Source organism: Streptomyces sp. NPDC059649 (genome assembly GCF_042734445.1).
Lineage (GTDB): Bacteria > Actinomycetota > Actinomycetes > Streptomycetales > Streptomycetaceae > Streptomyces.
This window is the reverse complement of the sequence record NZ_JBHWDV010000007.1, coordinates 152,379-172,890: the sequence shown is the minus strand read 5'-3', so window position 1 is coordinate 172,890 and position 20,512 is coordinate 152,379. Positions and strand designations below refer to the sequence as shown.

The following is a 20,512-nucleotide window of genomic DNA, read 5'->3' as shown; positions in this document are numbered from 1 at the left end:
CGATCACCGCGATCACCGCAAGATACGTGTCACGGCATGACAGACAGGGCCCGGAACGGCATGACAGCAGGGCGCGGCACGGCAGGCGGGGTATGACAGGCGGAGCCTGACAGACAGGGCGCGGAACGGCAGGACAGCAGGGCGCGGCACGGCATGCCGCGGCCATTGTGTCTGACGGCCCGTCACCCTACACTCCCCGCACCCCCACCGCACCGGGGCGCTCGTACGGTCTCACTCCTACGATCCCGTGCGCGGTGCAGCGGGGCGGCGCGCCGCGTGCCGGAAGGACAGCCATGTCCGACGACAGCGCTCACAAAACTTCCCTCACCCGCCGCACGCTGCTGACCGCGACCGCCGCTGCCGGGATCGCCGCGGCAGCCGGTCTACAGCCCGCGCATCGCATCCCCGCGGGCAGCGCCGCGACCACCCTCACCCCACCGCCCGGCTTCCCCGCCGGCATCCCTCTCTCCCAACAGGCCTTCCGCAACTGGTCGTTGGAGATAGTCGTCGAGGGCGCCTGGACCGCCTCGGCCCGTACCCCCGACGATGTGGTGACCCTCGCCAACTGGGCCCACGAGCACGGCTACCGTCTCCGGGCCCGGGGCAAGGGCCACACCTGGTCGCCGCTGGTGGTGCCCGCCGGCGCCGACATCTCCCGCACCCTCATCGTCGACACCACCTCCCACCTCACCGCGGTCAGCGTCCGCGGCGGCAACCCCGGGAGCGTCACCGCGCAGGCCGGGGCGACCCTCGACACCATCCTCGCCCGTCTGGAGGAGTCGGGGCTCGGCCTCGCCACGACCACGGCGCCCGGCGACCTCACCATCGGTGGGGTGCTCGCCATCGGTGGGCACGGCACCGGGCTGCCCACCGCCGGCGAACACCCGCCCGTGGGCTCCGGCTTCGGCAGCCTGAGCTCTCTGGTCACCTCTCTCACCGCCGTGGTGTGGAGCGCGGCGGACGGCCGCTACGCACTCCGGACCTTCACCCGCTCCGACCCCGACATCCGTGCCTTCCTCGTCCACCTGGGCCGCGCCTTCATCACCGAGGTGACCATGACCGCCGCGGCCAACACGCGGCTGCGCTGCCGGAATTGGTACGACGTCAACATCGCCACGGTCTTCGGTCCCCCAGGCACCGGCGGCCGGACGATCAGCTCCTACCTGGACAGCACCGGACGCGTCGAGGCGATCTGGTTCCCGTTCACCGACGTGCCGTGGCTGAAGGTGTGGAGTGTGGCACCGACCAAGCCCCTGCTGGCCAAACAGCTCGACGCGCCCTACCCCTACTCCTTCGCCAACCGTGTCACCGAGGACATGTCGAAGTTGCTCGGAGAGATCGCCGCCGGCGGGGGCGACAAGACACCTGACTTCACGAAGCTCGCCATGTCCATCGTCGGCTCCGGGCTGATCGTCACCGGCACTTGGGACGTCTGGGGCTGGTCGAAGAACAGTCTGCTGTACGTCGAGCCCACGACACTGCGCATCGTCGAAGCCGGCTGGGCGGTACTGACCTCCCGGGCGAACGTGCAGCGAGTGGTGAGCGACTTCTACGGTCACTACAAGAGCGTGCTGGCAGCTCACCAGAGCCGCGGCTCCTACCCCGTCAACGGCCCGATCGAGCTCCGCGTCACCGGCACCGACCCGCACGACGGTCCCCTCCTCTCGCCGGCCCTCGCCCGGCCCGACCACCCTGAATGGGACACCGTGGTGTGGCTCGACTTCGCCACCTATCCCGGCACTCCGGGCGCGGCCCCCTTCTTCCGCGAGATGGAGCAGCGGATCTGGCAGACCTACACCGGCTCGTACGCGACCGTACGTCCCGAGTGGTCCAAGGGCTGGGCCTACACGGACAGCGGTCCGTGGACGGACCCTGCCACACTGGGCACCACCGTGCCGGCCGCGTTCCCTGACTGGCGCACCGCCCTGGACACACTGAACTCCTACGACCCGGCGCGGGTGTTCTCCAACGCCTTCCTCGACACACTGCTGCCGTGACCCACGGCTGCCACACCGCGTGTACGCGTACGCGTACACGTGCACGCCGACGCGCGTGAGCGTGCGCGGCGCCCCACATCCGGGCCGGGGCCCTTCCGAGCACCGGCCCGGCTCTGTGTGGGCGAAGAAAACGCGCAACTCGGTGGCGTCCGGAGCGGAAATCAGGAAGGCTCCCGCGCATGGTTTCGGTAGTGCAGAACGTGGCGATCGACTGTGCGGATGCCTACGAGCTGGCCCGGTTCTGGAGCAGGGTGACCGGCTGTCCGCTGCATCCGGAGGACGAGCCGGGTGATCCGGAGGCTCAGGTGCTGCTGGCGGAGGGCCCGGTACTGCACTTCAACCAGGTGCCCGAGGCCAAGACGAGCAAGAACCGGATCCATCTGTGTCTGCGCCCGGAGACCTCGCGTGAGCAGGAGGTGGAACGGCTGTTGGGCCTCGGCGCCACCTTTGTCACCGACCACCGGAATCCCGATGGCTCTGGCTGGGCGGTCCTTGCTGATCCCGAAGGCAATGAATTCTGCGTGCTGCGCAGCGAGTCCGACCGAGCCGCCATGACGTCCTGACGCTTCTGCGGCCATCCGGGCCGGTTTCGGATGAGTGCTGGCCACAGCCAGACGAGTGCTGGTCACAGCCACTCGTTGAGGGCCGCGACGAGGACGGTCGCTTCGTCACGGATGACTGGCCAGGTGCAGCTTGGTGGCCGGCCCGCCGCACGCGTCCGGCAGCGCCCAGAGAGCATCGAACAGGTTTTCCCCAGGCCCGGGTATTTCCCGGGGAACTGTGTAACGATCTTCCTATGCGTCGCACCGTACTGATCGATGCCCCGTCCAACCTGGGACTGCGGCCGCCCGCGCCCGGCACCGTTCCCGGCTGCGCCAAGCTCGCCGGGGCGCTGCGCGAACAGGGCCTGCTGCGCCGGCTGGGCGCGTTGGAGGGCGGCGTCGTGGTGCCGCCACGCTACGACCTCACGGGCTGGCGGGAGGGGGTGGACGGGGACTTCAACGCCGCGGCCCTGGCCGGGTACACCCGCAAGCTGGCCGCGCGCGTCGAGGACCGGGTGCGCAGCGGCGACTTCCCGGTGCTGCTCGGCGGGGACTGCAGCATCCTGCTCGGGGCGGTGCTCGGCCTGCGTCGGCTGGGCCGGTACGGCGTCGCCTACCTCGACGGGCACGGCGACTTCAGACACCCGGGGAACGTGGCCGTGTGCGGGCCGCTGGGAGCCGCCGCCGGAGAGGGCGTCGCCCAGATCACCGGCCGCGGACAGGCCGACCTCACCGACATCGACGGACTGCGGCCCTACGTCCGCGACGTGGATCTGAGCGTCCTGGGCGTCCGTGACGCGGACGAGGACCAGGAAGAGTTGACGAAGCTCGGTATCCGCCACACCCCCGTCGGGGAAATCCGACGGCGCGGACCGGAGATGACGGCCCGTGCGGTACTCGACCACCTCGAAGGGTCCGCGCTCGACGGCTTCTGGATCCACCTCGACGTGGACATCCTCGATCCCTCCGTGATGCCGGCGGTCGACAGCCCCGACCCCGGCGGACTGCTGACCGACGAACTGCGGGCGCTGCTGGCCCCGTTGGCCGCCTCGCCGCGCTGCGTCGGGATGAACGTCACCATCTACGACCCCGACCGCGACCCGGAGGCAAAGGGCGCCGTGCTCCTCGCCGACCTCCTTGAGGACGTCCTCACGCACCCCTGATCACAGCCGGCCACACCGGCGCCCTGGGCCACTGGACCCCAGGGGGCGGCCGCCTCACACGACACACAAACCGCTACAAGCCACCATTGGTGGCACGGGCCTGGCCCCCACCCGACCGATGAGTCCCGCCTCGCCGCGTCGTCTGCATACTGGACCGGGCGTCCCCTTCCGCACCTGCGGCAGGTCCGAGATGAGACGACAAGGAGCGTGCACACCGTGGACCAGGAGCACGTGAGCGCCACCCTGACTGTCGCGGTGCCCGCCGCGACAGTGTTCGCGGTGCTGGCGGACCCGAGGACCCATTCGGCGATCGATGGCACTGGCTGGGTTCAGGAATCCGTTGACCAAGCGCCGCTGACCGAAGTGGGGCAGCTCTTCCGGATGGACATGTACCACCCCAACCATCCACACGGTGACTACCAGGTGGTCAACAAGGTCCAGGTGCTCGACCCGCCGCGCGCCATCGGCTGGCTGACGGGGACGGCGAAGGACGACGGAACCCTGGAGTTCGGCGGCTGGACCTGGCGTTACGACCTTGCGCCGCTCGGCCCGTCCGAGACCGAGGTCACGCTCACCTACGACTGGTCGGCGGTGCCGCGGTCCATCCGGGAGTACATCCAGTTTCCGCCGTTCGGCCCTGAGCATCTCACCAACTCGCTGCACCACCTGGCCGAGCTAGCCGCACCGACGCCCCCTGCCTGAACGCCCGGCGATCAGACAGCCGGCGGCCAGACATCCAGTGGGCAGACATCCGGCGGCCAGACATCCGGTGGCCAGACACCCGGTGCGCGGCCGTAGAGGACCACTGGACCGCAGACGTCCGGAAGCGGTTGGGGAGACCTCGCGGTCGCTGTTTAGGTTGCCTGGCTGCCGAACCAGTGGCCGGCGGCCCGCTCGAACTCTGCACGGTCAAAGGCGCTCTCGCCTGCCCAGGCGACGATGCCGTCGGGTCGGACAAGCACGGCACCGAGTCCGAGGTCGTTGTGCGCCGACCCGGCCGCGTACCGGATCCGCCCGGCCCAGCCCTGCACGGAATCGTGCAGACGGCGTTCGGTGGTGAAATCGAGGGCCACGCCGCGTCCTTCCCGCAGCAGGTCGCCCAGGCGGGTGCCGTCCTCCAGGCGCAGTTCCGGGGCATTGCGGCCGACCAGCGGCTGCTCGCTGCCGAGGTCGTAGCGCAGTGCCGTCCCGGACAACTTCTCGAAGACGTAGGTCGTTCCGTCAGGGGTCCCGATCAGATCGCGGATCAGAGCTTGCACCGCCTGGCCGTGCCGGTCCGGCTTCATGGCCGCCACCTGGGCGCGCGTCCAGTCGAGCACCCAGGCGCCGATCGGATGGCGCTCGCGGGTGTAGGTGTCGAGGAGCCCCTGCGGCGCCTCTCCGCGCACGGTCGCTGCGAGCTTCCAACCCAGGTTCAATGCGTCGCCGATGCCGACGTTGAGTCCCTGCCCTCCGAGGGGCGAGTGAATGTGGGCGGCGTCTCCCGCGAGCAGGACACGTCCCCTCCGGTACGTCGTCGTCTGCATCGCCCGATCGGTGAAGGTGGAGGCCAGATGGACCTCGTTCAGCGTCACATCGGTGCCGGACACCCGGCGCAGAACCGTCTGGAGGTGGTCGCGGGTCGGTTGCTGCGAGCGATCGAACGCGCCGCCGTCGAAGTCCATCATGCCGATGTGCCCTGCCATGAACGTCTGGACGTACATGCCCGTCGGCGTCAGGTTGAACCCGTGGCGCAGCTTCCCGGGATCGGCGACCGTGGCGAGCATGGTGTAGCCGGTGAACTGCGGCTCGCTGCCGACGAAGTCGAAGCCCGCGAGCTTGCGTATCGTGCTGCGCCCGCCATCGCAGCCGACGAGCCAGCGCGCCGCGTAGTCACCCTCGCCGGCGTGGGCGACCACGTTCTCCTCGTGCTGTGTGACGGCTGCGACCCTGACGCCGCGCCGGATTTCCACGCCCAGTTCGGCCGCCCGCTCGGACAACACCGTCTCGACCGCGTCGAGGCTCGTCATCACGCCTTCCGTCGCCGGGCTGGGAAGCCGAAACGGCAGGGCGGTGACGTCGATGTCGGCCGGATCGAGCACCATGCCGGCGAAGTGGCCCGCCCAACGAGGGGACGCCGGCTCGTCCGACGGATCGGGGTAGTTGTCGATGCCCGACGCCGACAGCAGCTGGGGCAGCATTCCGCGGCGGTAGAACGCCTCGGCCGACGCGGCGGACAGGCCCCGCAGCCCGAGCGGAAGGGCCCGCCGCGCGGAGTGGAGCTCCGGCTCCTGCTCAAGTACCAGGACGGAACGGTCCGCGAGACCCAGCTCGCAGGCCAGAAACAGACCGACCGGGCCGGCGCCCACGATCACTACGTCATGCACAAAGATCACCTTCGGAAAACTGGTGTGCCGGCCGAGCGGATGCGCGGCAGGTTCTCCTGGACGGTGCCAGCCCCCGCAGACAAACCACCGGCAAGTCGCCGACATCGGACCGACAACGAGACATCGCCGAGCAACGCCCGCCCGTTCGGGCTGCCCCTACCGCGCCAAGTCCCGCACCCTGGCCGAACTCGCCGTCGGGCAGGGCGAGTCCACCGCACCGTTCCTGCGCCAGGTGTTGCCCAAGAGCACCCACGAGCGGCCCGGCCCGACGTTCACACCGCCCGGCTTCTGCGAGAGGGGGTGGCCGGGCTTCGTCCTCGGTTCGGACGGATGGTGGGATCAGGCATGATTGGCGGGATTGGTCATGGATCCGTAACGGCGCCGGGCGGGGTGCAACGGGCAGGGCGGCCAGGCCCTCTGGATAGTCGGCAAGGCGCACCAGGCGCCTTCGCGAAGGGTGGGTCTCACTTGTGGCGAGATCTGCGGGAGGGAAGTCCATGACCAGGACGAAGAAGATGGGGATGATGACGCGGGGCGGCCGTGCGGCCGTGATCGGTGCGCTGGGTCTGGCGTCGGTGACCCTGGCCGCCGCGCCGGCGTTCGCCAAGGGCAGTGTGGACATCACGGCACCGCACACGGCACACGCCGGCAAGACCTTCACGGTCACGGCGCACGGGGACGACGACGCTGCCAGCTACCTGCGGATATGCCTGGAGGGCCGCAGTGGCAGGCAGGCGTGGCACCGGGTGACCTGCGGCGCCGTGGTCGACACGGGCACCGAAGCCCGGGCCACCGCACACGTCAAGGCCGCGCACCGCGGCGTCCTGGAATACCGTGCGGTCGTGTACGGCCTGACCAGCCCGAACGACCGCCACCCCGTACGCGAGAGGACCTCCGGCCCCGCGACGGTGCACGTCCGCTGAGTCCGGTCCAGCTGCGCGGCCGCGGACAGCCGGTACAACCCCCTGCCCGCGGCCGCACGTTTCACGGCGACCACCTGACCCAGCTCGGGCGGATCGTAGCTGGCGAAGAGCCCGCGGGCTCTGGGCTGGCTCGCTGGCCGGTCTCTCTCCGGTGTCCCGCCGCACTGAGCCGGACGAGGCCGTCCACAGATCGATGGTCACGGTCTTGCCGCAAGGGTCTTGGCACAAGGACGGGATCGATGGTGGCGGTCTTGCCGCAAGGGCGGGCCGGGCACTGGGCCAGCGGTGACTGGGCAGCCGCCTGGAGCAGGCCGACACGTGGGCAGCGGCGCGTCTCGCCCGTGCCGGAGCGCCGCCACGTACGTGCCACGGGTCGCTGGCCGACTCCCGGCCCTCCTGCGCCGTCCGGGCCGGTTGTGTGGGCCGTTGGCGGCAATGTGGCCGGCGCCCGCTTGCGCCTGCTGCCAGGGCACGTGCACCGCGCGAACAATCAGCCTGGGCGATAGGCAACGACGTGTCTGCGCGGCATGGAGAGGAACGAGCGATGGACAGAGCCGGACTTCCGGACCGTAGAGCGCTGCTTGGCATCGGACTCGCCGGCGCCGCGGCCGCGCTTGCCGGGTGCTCCTCCACGAGGACCACCTCGACGACCAGTGCTTCGCCCGAAGCGCGGGCCGCCCAGACGACCACCGCATCGCCCCAAGCACGGCCGACCACTCCCGCCACGGCATTCGCGCGACTGATGGCAGGCAACAAGCGCTGGGTGAGCGGAGACCTTCACCATCCAGACCGGGATCCGGACCGACGTCAGTTCGTGGCCCAGGAGCAGGAGCCCTTCGGCGCGATCCTCTCGTGCATCGACTCCCGAGTGCCGCCTGAGCTCCTCTTCGATACCGGTCTGGGCGACCTTTACGTGATGCGCACGGGCGGGGAGGCGGTCGAACCGGTGGTCACGGGCTCCGTCGAGTACGGGCCCATGACGAGCGGCACCCCGCTCGTCATGGTCCTCGGGCATCAACGCTGCGGGGCCGTCGCTGCGGCGTACAAATCCCTTCGTGACGGCAAACCACTGCCCGGCAACCTGCAAGCGATCGTCAGGGCCCTGCGGCCGGCATACGAGCAGGCGGTCCGGGAAGGCGGCGCCGACCCGGTGGAGACCATGGCCCGTGCCCAGGTCACCTTGACCGCGGCCGATCTGCGCTCCAACCAGGACCTGGCCCCGCTCGTGGCGAAGGGCACCCTCGCCGTGGTCGGCGCCTACTACTCACTCGACACGGGCAAGGTCGAAGTCCTCTCCGGCGCGCCCTCCTGACCAACGTGCAGAGACAGACGGAAATGCTCGGACTGGCGGACCTGGCGCTGCTATCGAGGCCCGTTCTCAAGGCTGTGTGACGCGGAGCGCTCGGTAGATGCCAGTCTTCCGGACGAGCGAGTGGGAGCGCCATCGCCCTCACCATCGCCCTCACCATCGCCATCGCCATCGGCTTGACTGCCCGGGGCAGGGTCCAGGCCATGATGCTCTGCAGCCCAGGCACACAGCGCGGCTTCGGCTTCCTCACGGGGCAAGGAGCCGCGTTCGAGGTGGAGTTGCTGGAGGTGGCGGACGGCCGCCCCGATCGTACGGCCTTGGGGTATGCCGAGCAGCGCGATGATTTCCTTGCCGTTGAGGACCACCGGAACTCCGGGCAGCCGCTCGTACCGGGCTCGCTCGGCCGCGACGCGCTCCGCTCGCTCGCGTTCGGCCTGCTCGTTGGCGTACCACTCGTCATAGTCGGCCGCGTCGTACGCCTTCGAGGCGGCCCGGCGCCAGTCTTCCTCGTCCCGGCCCTGCCCGAGACCCACTTCCACGAACAGGTCATGGTGGTCCGGCGCGCCTGGGCCGGGCGGCACCACGCCGATCCGGGCGAGCGCCGCGTTGATCGGCCAGTGCTCCCGCGGACCGTCGAATTCCGAGGTGTGCTCCGGCCCCCATTCCCGTGCACCGGCCCGCCACACCGCGGCGGTCTGATGCCCGTCGCCGCCCCAGAATTCCGCTTCGACATGAGCGACCGGACCGCCCGTGGAGAGGTCACACAGCATGCGCGCCACGTCGTCGCGGAGCGTGGGGGGCGGCACCAGCAGCCCCATGCGCTGTGCGAGCGGGGCGACCACCGCACCCGGTACTTCCTCAGCCCAGCTCCGCAACTGGTCGAAGTCGCCTATGACGGCGTCGAGTTGGTACGACATCCGCGCACGGTAACCACGCCCGTGCGGCGTCGGCCACCTGTTTCGTTCGATCACCGACCAGGATTCACCGGTCAGCTCCGTAAAGGTTGGCGGGCGCGGGCGGTGGCATCCCGCCGATCGGCTGAAAGATCAACCCATGACGTGAAGGTCGATCGCGGGCGTGGGCATGCCCTGGAGGGCATCCACAATTCCGGGAGGTTCCATGCGTAGCCGTCACGTCCTTCAGCTCGTGACCGTTCCACTGGCAGCCGTGCTGCTGACCCTGGGGTCAGCCTCCGCCGCCTCTGCGGTGGGCAGCACCCATATCGGTATCGGTGCGGGCGCCGGTTTCACCTCGATCGTCAGCGCCGTCCTCGGCCTCGGCCTCGGGTAGGCGGCCCCACTGTGCCTGGGTACCCCGGCAGGAGATCCGACGGAGCCCAGCCAGCTGGTCTCCGTAGGAATGCCGCCCGGACAGCTGTGGGCCGGCAGGCACAGCAGGCGACCAGCCCCCTCGTCGGCTCCTGGTCGCCCCGCTTGGTACTCGTACGGATGCTTCGCGGTGGCTGACTGGGCTCCGTCCTGTGACGCGGCATCGCGGGCCGGATGCCGAGTCCCCTGTCAGGACTGGTCCCGGCCCAACAGCTGGACGCCGCGGCAGCAACAGGCACCTACGGGTGGTAGAGGGCGCGGGCGCGCGTCAGGTCGGCGGACCCGTCCCGGTCAAGGTGGAAGAAGTAGTTCACCTGCCACGCCTGGGTACTGCGGGCCTGCCGGTTGGTCGGGGTCACCCACGGCGGATACACACGGAACCCCCGCTTCCCGCCGGAGCCGTTGCGGGAGACGATGTCGCGCGCGCACAACACCTCGCGCGGGAACACGAACTGTCCAAAGCCGTCGTCGTCACGGCTGCTGATGACGAAGAGGTCCACCCCGTCATCGGCGTCGAAGGGCCGGATCGGCCCCTCCTTGGACCGCTGCCACACGGTGACGAACTGGCCCACCTTCGTTGGTGTGGTCTTGGCCACCCGGAACCGGACGGAGCCGCCGTCGAGCGTGAACCGGCAAGCCGCGTACTCACTGCTTTCCGGTTCGGGCACCGGCAGCGAGCAGGCAAAACCGCTCGGGTCGTACACCAACGCCTTCGCCGCCAGCAGATCACCGTGAAGCCCCGCCCACGGCTGATTCGTCACCATGCCGCCATCCTGCCACCCCGCCCGTGCGCCCTGACTCAGCCCCCACCCGCCCCGCGACGCAAGGCCGACCCACCCTGTGTACGGACGCATGCAGGTTGAAGTTGCCCCAGGCACGGGCAAGCCGTACCGGACACATCAGCACCGGGGAGCCCCTGGTACACCATCGTCACCCGGACCGCTTCCGGTGCGGCGCGGTGCTTGGGCGACCGTACGACGGGGGCGGCCGGGCCAGTCAGGGGCCGGGGCAGGTCAGAGGCCGCCAGTGTTGAGCAGCCGGTTGGGAGTATCGGAACGGACTCCGTGCACGACACCGCGGGTGGCTGTGTGGTCGAGCCAGACATGGACCTCGTGTGCCGTGGCGTGGGGATGCGCCGACAGGTACAGCGCGATCACGCCGGTCGCGTGCGGCGCGGCCCAGGACGTCGCGCCGTCGTTCTCCGTGGCCGTACCGCCGCCGGCGAGGGCGGCGGTCACCTTCTGGCCAGGGGCGTACAGGTCCACGCACCGCCCGTAGCCCGAGCCGTAGGAGTCGCTGTCGCTCCACACGCGGTCGTTCGCGGTGGAGGCCGCCACGACGATCGTGCCGGGAACGCCGGCCGGCGAGTGCTTGCAGGCGTCGTCATGGAAGTTGCCGGCCGACACCACCGTCGGGATTCCCGCGTCGACCATCCTCTTCACGGCGGACTCCAGGGCCGCCGATCGGTGATCGAGGTTGAGCGACATGTTCACCACGGCAGGCTTCTGCGCGTGTGCGGTGACCCACTTGACCGACTTCACCAAGGCCGCCTCGGCCGCCGCCGGGGAGCCGCCGCCCCCGCTCTCGCACAGGATGCCCTGGACCCGTACGAGCTCCGCCTTGGGCGCCACCCCGTACCGCGCCCCGCCGATGATGCCCGCGACGAACGTGCCGTGGCCGGTCCCCGCCTCGCTGAAGCAGTCACCGGAGTCCTTCGGGCCCACGAAGTCGGCGCCGAGGTGGGCGCGTCCGCCGAACTCCTTGTGGGCGATGTCCATACCGGTGTCGATCACATAGACGTGAACGCCCTTGCCCGTGGCGGTGGTGGTGAACTTCCCGTTCAGCGGCCGCGACCGCTGGTCGAGAATGTCCAGGTTCCACGGCACCTTGCGGGTGATGGGCGACGCCGTGGTCCGCGCGATCCCGGACGGCTTCCCCACGGTGCCGGGAGACACCGGCGCCGAGCCGGACGACGGGCCGTCCCCGGAGGCCGCCATGGGCTTCGCCTTCCCGTGCGCGGGGAGCGTCTCGCCGCTCCCTCCGGCCGCCGCGCCGGCTTGCCCGCCGCAGGCCGAGACCCCGAACACCGTCGCCATGGCCACCACCACGAGACCGGCCTTCATCACATTCCGCGTCACAACGCCCCCCACATCCCCGCTTCGTACACAGTCAGCGCACAAGACGACCACACGGGCCGGGCGGTTCCGGCGGGGCGGGCGGGCCCAAGGATGGTGGCTACGGGCCCCATGAGGACTTGCCGGACGGCCCCTGAGCGGGCCGGGCGAAGCGTTCTTCAAGGGCGTTCAGGCCCGTGGCGTAGACGTTGTCGCCGAAGTGCTTCTCGATCCCGGGGACGAGTTCGTCGGCGGCCTCGTATGTCGCGGTCCAGCGGATCTCGGCGCCCGCGTCGTGCGGGTGTACGGACAGCGTGGCGACGTAATCGGAGACGGGGACGGCGGATTCATGGATGGTGTACGAGAGCATCCGGCGCGCGTCGCTCTTCTCCAGGAGCCGTTCCCGGATGACTACTTGGCCGTTGACGGAGAACGCCTGCACCGCTCCGGGCGTCTCGGGGTCGGCGCCGTCCTCGATCATCGACGGCGGAAGCAGGGGGTGCCAGTCGGCGAGGCCACCGAACCTGCCGATGATCTGCCAGACAGCATCTGGGGCGGCGGTGACGACGGTGGTGCGGGTGAGCGTGTGCACGGGTGAGCCTCCGATGACTGCGGAGCGCGATGACTGTGATGGCCATGACTGCGGATGGCGATGACTGCAGATTGGCCATGACTGTGGACTGGCCATGACTGCGGTTGGCCATGACTGCGGTTGGCGCTGACTGCGGATGGGGCTGACTGCGGGTTGTCTCCGGTCGGTCGTTTCGTCGACGGCTCACCAAGTGTCGTCGCCGCGCAGTACGGCGTCGGCGCCGCCGTCGATGAAGACGACCTGGCCGGTGACCAGTTCGTTCGCGGGAGAGGTGAGCCAGGTCAGGAGGGGAGCGATCTGTGCCGGCTGGGCGTGGCCGTGGAGCGGCATGGGGACGGTCGCATCGATGATCTCGCGCACGTCCGGGCTGGCCAGCATGGGTTCGGTCATGGGGGTGACGACGGTTCCGGGAGCGATGGCGTTGAGGGGAATACCGGCGCCCGCCCAGTCGGCAGTCACGGCGGTGCGGCGCACCCATCGGGCGATGGCGGCCTTGGTCGAGCCGTAGATCGCATAGCCCTCTCCCCGGTCGACCGCTGCCTGGGCGGCGGTCAGCGCCGCTTCCTCGTCACCGGCGAGCGCCGCGTCGGCGATGGCCGTGTCGTGAGGGTGGACGGAGGCGACCGACGTGATGACGACGGCGCGCGGGTCTGTGCCGGCGGCCAGCAGGGGGCGCAGCCCTTCCAACGTGGCGACCGCGCCGAAGTAGTTGACGCTGACGGCTCGGGGGGCGAAACCGGCGAGGCCGGCGCCCGCGATCACGGCATCGAGTCGCCCACCGCTCAACTCGTTTGCCTGTTGGACCAGTTGGGCCCGGCCGTCGGGGGTGGCGAGGTCGGCAACGATATCGGCGTCCTTGAGGTCGGCGCCGATGACCGTGTGTCCCTGCTGCTTGAGGCTGGTTGCGGTGGCCTTGCCGATGCCGGAGGAAGCTCCGGTGATGAGGTAAGTGCGGGACATGGTCCGCTCCTTCGTCGACGCTGGATGTGCACCGGTGACTGATCACCGTGCCTCGGCCATTGACCAGGCGGCCGTCGATTGCCGGTCACACGTCACCGGCCACCGATCGCATTGGCCGTTCGCCGCGCGGCTCCACCGCGGCGCCGGCATGCAGAGACAGCGCGACGGCACGGTCCCCGGCAGAGGCATCGACCGCTGGCCGATCGACGACTGGCCGATCGACGTCTGATCAGTCGTTGATCAACATACGCTTTATTGGCACAGCGCGCCAATAAATTTCTGCGAGAATGCAGGCCAAGGTGGAACACGGCAAGGAGCACACGATGGCGGCAGCGCGGGGCCGTCCGTCCCTGACGGAACATCAGCGCAGGCAGACTCGGCTGGAGATCGCGGAGGCCGCGGCAGCCCTGTTCGCCGACCGCGGCTATGAGGCGACCACGGTCGAGGACATCGCCTCGGCCGCGGGCCTCTCCCTGCGCAACTTCTACCGCTATTGCCCGACGAAGGAAGACGCTCTCACCCCCCTTTTCGCCTCCGGTGTCGGCCAACTCGTGGACGTCCTCGTGGAACATCCCGTCGAGGAACCGCTCAGCGCCGCCATCGAGGCGTCCTTCGGGACGGCGACGGCCGAGCGGCGCCTGGAGGACGCCGCCCGGGCCCGCCGACTGGTCCGCGTCTTGGGGACCGTCCCCGTCCTGAGGATGCGCTGGCTCGCCGCGGGTCGGGAGATGCAGGAACGGCTCGCGCCCGCGCTGGCGTCCCGGGCGGCGGCCCCTGTCGACAGTCTCGAAGTGCGTCTGATGACCACCGCGGTGCTGGACGCGTTCACCGTCGCCATGGAGCACTGGGCCTGGCAGGACGAGCCCGAGGAGCTCGTCGACCTGATGCGCCGCGCCGTGGCGTTTCTGCGACTCGACGAGCTCCAGGTAAGGACCGGGCCATCCGCCGACAAGTAGCCAGGAATGCCAATGGGCCTGTCCGACGGGCCTGTCCGACGGGTCAGGGCGCGGGTCAGGGCGTGGGTCAGGACCGGCAGTATTGACCTGGAGTGTTGTTTTCAGAGCTGATTGGCGGGTGCGCCGGGTGTCCACACTGTGCATCCATACTGTGCGCCCACACTCAGTGATACGGGTGATCACTCGTACCGGGCCGGGCGGGTCGCTCAGTCGTCGGCGATCTGCAGGGCCAGCGCGAAGTGCTCACCGTCCGTCCCTGCGAGCAGGCTGTCGAATACAGGGGTGAGGCCGTTCACTGCGCCACATCCGGCGTCGTGGTTGGTCCACCAGCTGGCCTCCGGTCCGAGCAGGGACACCACCCGGTCCGCCGCGCGCTCGGCGACCTCGGCGGGCAGGTGCCGGTGGCTCGGCCAGACCAGGTCAACGGCCGCGAGCCCAGCCAGGAACGCGGCGGCCTCGTGCATCTCCACCGGCTCCAAAGCGGCGCAGATCTCCCGGACGGGCGGCGGGGCGTATCCGGGAAGGAAGCGCCGCCATGCCTCGTCCGCCGCGATCTCGGCCAGCAACAGGCGGATGCGAGCCGCCAGTTCGGGCAGATCGGGTTCCGGCTCGGTGAACCGCCCGGCCGCCACGTACACCCGCATCGGCGTGGACAGCTCTGCCATGCCCACTTCCAAGCCGGCCAGGATCCCCATCGGCGTCACTGCGGAATACGTCACAGCGGGATTCTGCCGTACGCCATTGCTCGCTCCGCGCCCCCACCCGCACCCGCACCCGCACCCGCACCCGCGACGACATCCACGAGGGGTTGCCGATCGCACGCCGCGCCCTGCCTGGCAGACGTCCCGTGCGCCGTGCCACTCGATCAGGACCGTGTGGCGAGCGGTCGTGATCGACTGGAGGGGGTCATTACCACGTGTTAGCTTGATGCTGTTCAACGCCTACTGGGCACGCACCCGCTTTCCTCGAATTTCGGCAGAGGAGATGGTGGCCATGGCGCGGGCTCCGCTTTTCCACGCGCCTCGGGAAACGTCGGCGGTCGTCGGCCCGCTCAAGGCAAAAGTGGATTGGGACCGCTTGCGCGAACGCATGCGGGGACCACTACTGCGTCCGGGAAATCCCGGTTTCGAGGATGCCCGGAAGCTGTTCAACCCACTCAATGATGACCACATACCCGCGGCAGTGGCCCAGTGCGAGTCGGCGGAGGACGTCCGTCAGGGCGTACTGGCGGCCGCGAACCAGGTGCCGCTGGCTGCCCGCAGTGGTGGCCATTCCTACGTCGGCTACTCGGCTCCGCGCCGCGGTCTCGTCCTCGACCTGCGCCCGATGTCAGCGGTGACGGTCCAGGCGGACGGCACCGCGACCGTCGGCGCCGGTGCGTCGCTCCGGGACGTCTACACCGGTCTCAGCCAGGCGAACCGCTGTCTGCCCGGCGGCTCCTGTTTCACCGTCGGCATCTCCGGAGTGGCACTGGGCGGCGGAATCGGCGTACTCCAGCGTAAGTTCGGGCTCACCTGTGACCACCTGGTGTCGGCCGACCTGGTCACCGCCGACGGGCGGACCATCACCGCCACCGCGACCCGCACCCCGGACCTCTTCTGGGCTCTGCGCGGAGGAGGCGGGGGAAACTTCGGGATCGTCACACGCTTCACCTTCGCCACCGATCCGGCGCCAGCACTCACCGTGTTCCTGCTCCTCTTCCCCGCGGGAAAGGTGACCGAGGTGTTCACTGCGTGGCAGCCGTGGATCACGGACGCACCGCGGGAACTCTGGGCGAATCTGAACATCTCCAGCGGCGCGGTGCCCAGTTGCCGGGTCGCCGGCTGTTTCGTGGGGCCGAGCAGCGGCTGCGGTCCGCTGCTGGACGATCTGATCGCCCGCGCCGGTGTGATTCCCACCCGGCGTACGGTCCAGGACCGGGACTACTTCAACGCGATGCGTTTCTTCTCCGGCAAGCCTGACCGGGAAGCGTTCGTGGCATCGTCGCGGGTGCTGAGCTCGCCCACGCCCGACCCGGGCCGTGTGGTCGCCCTGCTCACCGGCCGTACGGGGATGTCGCTCATCCTGGACGCCCTCGGTGGCGCGGTGGCCGATGTCGGTGCGCAGCAGTCCGCCTTTCCGCACCGTGCCGCGTTTGCCACCGCGCAGATCTATGCGACTGCCACGGCAGCGTCCGAAGACGAGGTGACGCGCAACGTCGGCGAGGTGGTGGCGGGGCTGGCGGATCTGGGGATCAACGGGGGCTATGTGAACTACATCGACCCGGCACTGCCTGACTGGGCGACGTGCTACTACGGTCCGAACCTGCCGCGTCTGCGTTCCGTCGCACACGACTACGACCCGGACCGGGTCTTCGACTTCGCACAGAGCCTGTTGAGGGCGTAAGGGCCCCGATCACGAGAAGACCTGTATCTCAGCCCATGGCGATCAGCAGAGCACGAAGTGGAAGCGATCAGCAGAGCGCGAAGTTGAAGTTGGAGTGGGAGTTGCTGGGACCGGCCGCCGGCCCGGCCGTAATCCGCTTGACCTGGCCACGGGTCAACGCTGCACTGTGGCGGGGCACCACGAGTCGTGGTGCCGGTATCCCGGGGAGGCAGCGGCAGCAATGGAGATCCGTCCCACGACCGACCAGGATTTCGACGTCTTCGTCGACACACTCCATGCCGCGTTCGGGCGCTTCCCGGAGACGCCGACCGAGGGTGGCGGCGGGGTCTGGTGGGCGGCGCTCGAAATGGACCGCAACCTCCTCGCCGTGACGGCGGACGGGCGGCCCGTCGGCACCGCCGGTGCGTACTCCTTCGAGCTCACCCTGCCCGGTGAGATCCTCGTCCCGGCCAGTGGGGTGACCGCCGTCGGCGTCCTGCCCTCGCACCGCCGCCGGGGCGTGCTCAGCTCGATGATGCGGCATCAGCTCGCCGAGTTTCGGGCCCGGGGGGAGTTCCTCTCCGTACTGCTGGCCTCCGAGGCCGTGATCTACCGCAGGTTCGGCTACGGACCGGCGACCTACACGCAACGGCTGACGGTGCCGCGCCACAAGGCCGCCTTCGCCCTGCCCCGGGCGCGTGGAACGGCCGACGCGCCGGCGACCGGGTCGGACACCGGCTCGGTCGAGGTGCTGCGACGTGCCGAGTGCGGCGAGATCCTGGAAGAGGTCTACGACCGGTACCGCCGCGCACAGCCCGGCGCGCTGTCCCGCCCGCACCGCTGGTGGGCCTTGCGCGCGGGGCAGCCACCGATCTCGCCGGCGCCGCGCTACGTCGCCGTCCACCGCGACGCCGACGGCGTCCCGGACGGGTACGCCAGCTATGCGACCGGCGACCCCGACTACACCTTGACGGTCGACGAGACCATCACCACCGACGACGCCGTCTTCACGGCCCTGGCCCGGTTCGTGCTCGGACACGACTTGGTCAGTCAGGTCGTGTTCAAGCACGTCCCGCCCGAGCACCCGCTGCGCCGGCAGTTTGCGGACTTCCGCGCCGCCCAGGTGAGCGATGACGCGGACTGGCTCTGGGTGCGGCTGTTGGACGTCCCGCGTGCGCTGACCGCGCGCGGCTGGTCCCTCGACGGCGAGCTCGTCCTCGACGTCGACGACCCGTTCCTCGGCGAGCGCGGTCGCTATCTGCTGACCGTTCGGGACGGCAAGGCCGACTGCGTCCCGACGGACCGGGAGCCCGACCTGTCCCTGGACGTGAGCGATCTGGGCTCGGTCTACCTCGGCGGCACCGCCCCGAGCACGCTCGTGCGTGCCGGACACATCCGGGCCCACCGCCCGGGCGCGGCCACCCTCGCCGACGCCCTCTTCCGCACCGAACGTCCCCCGCACTGCCTGCACTGGTTCTGACCCCGCGCACGCAGCTGCGCACTCTCCAGGGCCCTCAGATGCTGCTGGTGGCCCTCGCACGCTCTTCACATCAGGTGGTGATGCGTGAGAGGGATCGTGGGCCTGGGAGCCTGCGACATGGCCACCCGGAGACCTGGCTACCCGGTCAGGGGGCAGGCCGACATCCGGTAGTCCCTTGGTGGCATGCCATACGCGGTGCGGAACGCACGGGTGAAGTCGGCCGCATGGGCGAACCCGCAGCGCATGGCGATGGCGTGGATGGGGGTGGTGCGCCAGGTGGGGTCGGCGAGTTCGCGGCGGGCGCGTTCGAGACGCTGTCGGCGGATCCATGCGGCAACGGTGGTCTCTTCGTGTTGGAAGAGGCGGTGAAGGTAGCTGGTGGAGATGTGGTGCGCGGCTGCGATGGCCGGGGGCCGCAGGTCCGGGTCGGCCAGATGCCGGTGAATGAAGGCTTGGATGCGCAGGATCAGAGTGCGACGGTGGGATTCGGGGGGCACCTGGTCGTCGGCTTCCAGGTGGTGGGCGAGGGTGGCGGTGAGCAGGTCCAGGGCCACCGTGCCCAGCCGAGCAGTGTCTGCGGGCCGGTAGGGCGTGGTGTCGGTGGCCAGGCGCGTAAGGAATTGCGTGAGCAGGGCTCCGATTCCGTCCCGGCCGGATAAGGAGCGGGCCAGAAACCGGTCAACGCTGTGGGCAGGAAACGGCAGTAACTCCTTGGGTATCCCCATTCCCACCGACGTCACTGAGCCGGCCATGCTCTCCCAGGGGCGTGAGGTGTCGACGACATACATCTGCTGGGCACCGTGCACCGCTTCATGACCGGCGTGGCGGATGCCCAGTGTTCCTTGTAGGAGGAGGGCGAGGGTGTAGCACTCCGGGTCGGATCGCCGTATCAACTTGGCTGTCCGCAGCCCCGTGACCGGCTGAACCTTCGTTGGCACAACCGATATCGGCCCCAGCTGGAGACTGCGCAGCTCAGCGTGGAAGTTCCCCGAATACTCGCTGCTGGTCTCCATCGGACAGATCGTCTTGGCCAGGTGTTCACGCCAGACACCGAATCGGTCCGGCCCCGGCACATCACCACTGCTGAAGACCGTCTCCATCATTCTTCCTCCTCGTGTAGGGCGCTGTGTCCCAAGGCGCGTCCAAGGGGTCCGTGACTGGCCGTGGCGGCGGCTTCCGCCCACTGGCTGACTGTGGCCACGCCGGACGACCCCAACGGGGAGGCCCCAACGGGCGGGCTCCTCACGGACAGTTCCCCAACAGGTGTGGCAAAGCCAGGCGTTGATCCCGGTCGGCTTTCCTAGCGCGACACAAGGAAGTGGACCTCGCGGGGCCTGACCTCCAGATCACTCAGGCCGTCGGGTGTCGCGCCCATCTCGCGGCCGACTTCGGCCGCCGCCAAGAAGGCCTCCTCGGACTCGAACGCGCCGGTGGTGACGACGGCGTCGCCGGCCGGGGTGACCCATACCCCGACGGACAGGAAGCCAGGCTGGCGCCGCGTCGCCTCGGCGACCTCGTGGCACTGGCGAACGAACACCTCGAGGTGCTCGGGAGCGGGGTAGTGGAAGGCAACGAAACCGAATGACATGACGCGTCCTCCTCGGGTTGTACGATGCCGTACAACGCAACCTTAGGCCGTTATACGACCCCGTACAACAGCAGGTCTTGCAGAGTGAGGTGAGCCACAGATGGGCGCATTGCGCACACCGCGGGAGAAGTGGATCGAGGCAGGACTGCAGGCGCTGGCCGCAGGCGGGGTGGACACGGTGCGGGTCGAGACACTCGCCAAGACGCTGGGGGTGACCAAGGGCGGCTTCTACGGGTACTTCGCCGACCGTGACGCCCTGCTGGCCGAAATGCTGGACACCTGGGAGCGCGAGAGCGTTGACGACGTCATCGCCCGGGTCGAGCAGGAGGGCGGCGACGCGCGGGACAAGGTCCGCTTGGCCGGGAAGCTCACCTTCTCCAGCGACCGCCTGCTCCCCATCGACCTGGCCATCCGCGAATGGGCCCGCCGCGACCAGACCGTCGCCGACCGCCTGCGCCGCGTGGACAACAAGCGCATTCAGTTGGCGCGCGACGCGATCAGCACCTTCTGCACCGACCCCGACGAGATCGAGGCCCGTGCCCTGCTCGCCTTCTGCACGGCCATCGGCAGCCACTTCCTCGCCGCCGACCACCCTGGCGGCACCCGCGCCCCGGTCATCGCCCGCGCCTCCGACATCATCCTCGACGTGCCGCGTGACAACCCCGCTGAATGACACCTCGGCAGGGCCCTGGCCGCCGGCAACGCCGGAGTGCGGAAACGCCGGAGTGCGAGAACCGGAACCGGAGCGCGAAAACGGGACCGCACGGATCGGATGGCTGTCGAGCCGCGCGCCCTCCCGGCGGGCGGTGCCCCCGTCAGAACGCTTCCAA

At 69.6% G+C, this 20,512-nt stretch carries 21 protein-coding genes; 12 read left to right on the top strand and 9 right to left on the bottom strand.

Annotated features, from left to right (window positions below):
• The first annotated feature begins 293 nt into the window (after nt 1-293).
• From ACFV1J_RS12305 to ACFV1J_RS12290, 4 genes are all read left to right on the top strand, one after another.
• Complete coding sequence (locus ACFV1J_RS12305) at nt 294-1,997, top strand: cholesterol oxidase substrate-binding domain-containing protein (protein WP_385857258.1); 1,704 nt, start codon at nt 294-296, stop codon at nt 1,995-1,997.
• A gap of 179 nt (nt 1,998-2,176) precedes the next feature.
• On the top strand, nt 2,177-2,560 hold the full coding sequence (locus tag ACFV1J_RS12300) for a VOC family protein (protein WP_385857257.1): 384 nt from the start codon (nt 2,177-2,179) through the stop codon (nt 2,558-2,560).
• A gap of 233 nt (nt 2,561-2,793) precedes the next feature.
• Nucleotides 2,794-3,702 carry an arginase family protein gene (locus ACFV1J_RS12295; protein ID WP_385857256.1) on the top strand — a complete coding sequence of 303 codons (909 nt, stop codon included), beginning with the start codon at nt 2,794-2,796 and terminating at the stop codon, nt 3,700-3,702.
• Nucleotides 3,703-3,918: 216 nt separating this feature from the next.
• Nucleotides 3,919-4,404: an SRPBCC family protein gene (locus ACFV1J_RS12290; protein ID WP_385857255.1), complete on the top strand. Its 486-nt coding sequence runs from the start codon at nt 3,919-3,921 to the stop codon at nt 4,402-4,404.
• Nucleotides 4,405-4,556: 152 nt separating this feature from the next.
• Here ACFV1J_RS12290 and ACFV1J_RS12285 read toward each other — a convergent pair whose 3' ends face one another.
• Complete coding sequence (locus tag ACFV1J_RS12285; protein ID WP_385857277.1) at nt 4,557-6,068, bottom strand: FAD-dependent monooxygenase; 1,512 nt, start codon at nt 6,066-6,068, stop codon at nt 4,557-4,559.
• Nucleotides 6,069-6,565: 497 nt separating this feature from the next.
• Here ACFV1J_RS12285 and ACFV1J_RS12280 point away from each other — a divergent pair, with 497 nt between their 5' ends.
• Together ACFV1J_RS12280 and ACFV1J_RS12275 are read left to right on the top strand one after the other, a co-directional pair.
• A complete protein-coding gene (locus ACFV1J_RS12280) occupies nt 6,566-6,991 on the top strand; it encodes a hypothetical protein (protein ID WP_385857254.1) in 426 nt (141 codons plus the stop codon).
• Between the two features lie 763 nt (nt 6,992-7,754).
• Complete coding sequence (locus tag ACFV1J_RS12275) at nt 7,755-8,303, top strand: carbonic anhydrase (protein ID WP_385857253.1); 549 nt, start codon at nt 7,755-7,757, stop codon at nt 8,301-8,303.
• A gap of 50 nt (nt 8,304-8,353) precedes the next feature.
• Here the strand turns inward: ACFV1J_RS12275 and ACFV1J_RS12270 are convergent, their stop codons facing one another.
• On the bottom strand, nt 8,354-9,217 hold the full coding sequence (locus ACFV1J_RS12270; RefSeq protein ID WP_385857252.1) for a hypothetical protein: 864 nt from the start codon (nt 9,215-9,217) through the stop codon (nt 8,354-8,356).
• A gap of 202 nt (nt 9,218-9,419) precedes the next feature.
• Between ACFV1J_RS12270 and ACFV1J_RS12265 the strand changes: the two genes are divergently transcribed.
• Nucleotides 9,420-9,590, top strand: a complete 171-nt coding sequence (locus tag ACFV1J_RS12265; protein ID WP_385857251.1) for a hypothetical protein — start codon at nt 9,420-9,422, stop codon at nt 9,588-9,590.
• 277 nt (nt 9,591-9,867) lie between these two features.
• Here ACFV1J_RS12265 and ACFV1J_RS12260 read toward each other — a convergent pair whose 3' ends face one another.
• From ACFV1J_RS12260 to ACFV1J_RS12245, 4 genes are all read right to left on the bottom strand, one after another.
• Complete coding sequence (locus tag ACFV1J_RS12260; protein WP_385857250.1) at nt 9,868-10,392, bottom strand: MepB family protein; 525 nt, start codon at nt 10,390-10,392, stop codon at nt 9,868-9,870.
• Nucleotides 10,393-10,641: 249 nt separating this feature from the next.
• The gene (locus ACFV1J_RS12255) at nt 10,642-11,766 is read right to left on the bottom strand and encodes a S8 family peptidase (protein ID WP_385857249.1); all 1,125 of its coding nucleotides are present in this window, start codon (nt 11,764-11,766) and stop codon (nt 10,642-10,644) included.
• Nucleotides 11,767-11,863: 97 nt separating this feature from the next.
• The gene (locus tag ACFV1J_RS12250; protein WP_385857248.1) at nt 11,864-12,334 is read right to left on the bottom strand and encodes an SRPBCC family protein; all 471 of its coding nucleotides are present in this window, start codon (nt 12,332-12,334) and stop codon (nt 11,864-11,866) included.
• Between the two features lie 183 nt (nt 12,335-12,517).
• Nucleotides 12,518-13,294: an SDR family oxidoreductase gene (locus ACFV1J_RS12245; protein WP_385857247.1), complete on the bottom strand. Its 777-nt coding sequence runs from the start codon at nt 13,292-13,294 to the stop codon at nt 12,518-12,520.
• On the opposite strand from ACFV1J_RS12245, the gene ACFV1J_RS12240 reads away from it, so the two are divergent.
• Complete coding sequence (locus tag ACFV1J_RS12240; protein WP_385857246.1) at nt 13,293-13,523, top strand: hypothetical protein; 231 nt, start codon at nt 13,293-13,295, stop codon at nt 13,521-13,523. The genes ACFV1J_RS12245 and ACFV1J_RS12240 overlap by 2 nt on opposite strands.
• A 94-nt stretch (nt 13,524-13,617) precedes the next feature.
• Entirely contained in the window at nt 13,618-14,250 is a 633-nt protein-coding gene (locus ACFV1J_RS12235) for a TetR family transcriptional regulator (RefSeq protein WP_385857245.1), read from the top strand.
• Nucleotides 14,251-14,456: 206 nt separating this feature from the next.
• Here ACFV1J_RS12235 and ACFV1J_RS12230 read toward each other — a convergent pair whose 3' ends face one another.
• Nucleotides 14,457-14,969 (bottom strand): hypothetical protein, encoded by a 513-nt coding sequence (locus ACFV1J_RS12230; protein ID WP_385857244.1) that lies wholly within the window; start codon nt 14,967-14,969, stop codon nt 14,457-14,459.
• A gap of 463 nt (nt 14,970-15,432) precedes the next feature.
• Here ACFV1J_RS12230 and ACFV1J_RS12225 point away from each other — a divergent pair, with 463 nt between their 5' ends.
• Both ACFV1J_RS12225 and ACFV1J_RS12220 read left to right on the top strand, forming a co-directional pair.
• Complete coding sequence (locus ACFV1J_RS12225) at nt 15,433-16,635, top strand: FAD-binding oxidoreductase (RefSeq protein WP_385857243.1); 1,203 nt, start codon at nt 15,433-15,435, stop codon at nt 16,633-16,635.
• A gap of 220 nt (nt 16,636-16,855) precedes the next feature.
• Nucleotides 16,856-18,094: a GNAT family N-acetyltransferase gene (locus ACFV1J_RS12220; RefSeq protein ID WP_385857242.1), complete on the top strand. Its 1,239-nt coding sequence runs from the start codon at nt 16,856-16,858 to the stop codon at nt 18,092-18,094.
• 137 nt (nt 18,095-18,231) lie between these two features.
• On the opposite strand, the gene ACFV1J_RS12215 is transcribed toward ACFV1J_RS12220, so the two are convergent.
• Nucleotides 18,232-19,197: a helix-turn-helix domain-containing protein gene (locus tag ACFV1J_RS12215; RefSeq protein ID WP_385857241.1), complete on the bottom strand. Its 966-nt coding sequence runs from the start codon at nt 19,195-19,197 to the stop codon at nt 18,232-18,234.
• Nucleotides 19,198-19,394: 197 nt separating this feature from the next.
• The gene (locus ACFV1J_RS12210; RefSeq protein ID WP_385857240.1) at nt 19,395-19,682 is read right to left on the bottom strand and encodes an antibiotic biosynthesis monooxygenase; all 288 of its coding nucleotides are present in this window, start codon (nt 19,680-19,682) and stop codon (nt 19,395-19,397) included.
• 100 nt (nt 19,683-19,782) lie between these two features.
• Between ACFV1J_RS12210 and ACFV1J_RS12205 the strand changes: the two genes are divergently transcribed.
• Complete coding sequence (locus ACFV1J_RS12205; protein WP_385857239.1) at nt 19,783-20,355, top strand: TetR/AcrR family transcriptional regulator; 573 nt, start codon at nt 19,783-19,785, stop codon at nt 20,353-20,355.
• Nucleotides 20,356-20,512: the final 157 nt, after the last annotated feature.

Coding starts and splice junctions, on each gene's coding strand:
- ACFV1J_RS12305 (WP_385857258.1), top strand. CDS start 294: ATGTCCGACGACAGCGCTCACAAAACTTCCCTCACCCGCCGCACGCTG.
- ACFV1J_RS12300 (WP_385857257.1), top strand. CDS start 2,177: ATGGTTTCGGTAGTGCAGAACGTGGCGATCGACTGTGCGGATGCCTAC.
- ACFV1J_RS12295 (WP_385857256.1), top strand. CDS start 2,794: ATGCGTCGCACCGTACTGATCGATGCCCCGTCCAACCTGGGACTGCGG.
- ACFV1J_RS12280 (WP_385857254.1), top strand. CDS start 6,566: ATGACCAGGACGAAGAAGATGGGGATGATGACGCGGGGCGGCCGTGCG.
- ACFV1J_RS12270 (WP_385857252.1), bottom strand. CDS start 9,217: ATGTCGTACCAACTCGACGCCGTCATAGGCGACTTCGACCAGTTGCGG.
- ACFV1J_RS12265 (WP_385857251.1), top strand. CDS start 9,420: ATGCGTAGCCGTCACGTCCTTCAGCTCGTGACCGTTCCACTGGCAGCC.
- ACFV1J_RS12260 (WP_385857250.1), bottom strand. CDS start 10,392: ATGGTGACGAATCAGCCGTGGGCGGGGCTTCACGGTGATCTGCTGGCG.
- ACFV1J_RS12240 (WP_385857246.1), top strand. CDS start 13,293: ATGGTCCGCTCCTTCGTCGACGCTGGATGTGCACCGGTGACTGATCAC.
- ACFV1J_RS12245 (WP_385857247.1), bottom strand. CDS start 13,294: ATGTCCCGCACTTACCTCATCACCGGAGCTTCCTCCGGCATCGGCAAG.
- ACFV1J_RS12235 (WP_385857245.1), top strand. CDS start 13,618: ATGGCGGCAGCGCGGGGCCGTCCGTCCCTGACGGAACATCAGCGCAGG.
- ACFV1J_RS12220 (WP_385857242.1), top strand. CDS start 16,856: ATGGAGATCCGTCCCACGACCGACCAGGATTTCGACGTCTTCGTCGAC.
- ACFV1J_RS12215 (WP_385857241.1), bottom strand. CDS start 19,197: ATGATGGAGACGGTCTTCAGCAGTGGTGATGTGCCGGGGCCGGACCGA.
- ACFV1J_RS12210 (WP_385857240.1), bottom strand. CDS start 19,682: ATGTCATTCGGTTTCGTTGCCTTCCACTACCCCGCTCCCGAGCACCTC.
- ACFV1J_RS12205 (WP_385857239.1), top strand. CDS start 19,783: ATGGGCGCATTGCGCACACCGCGGGAGAAGTGGATCGAGGCAGGACTG.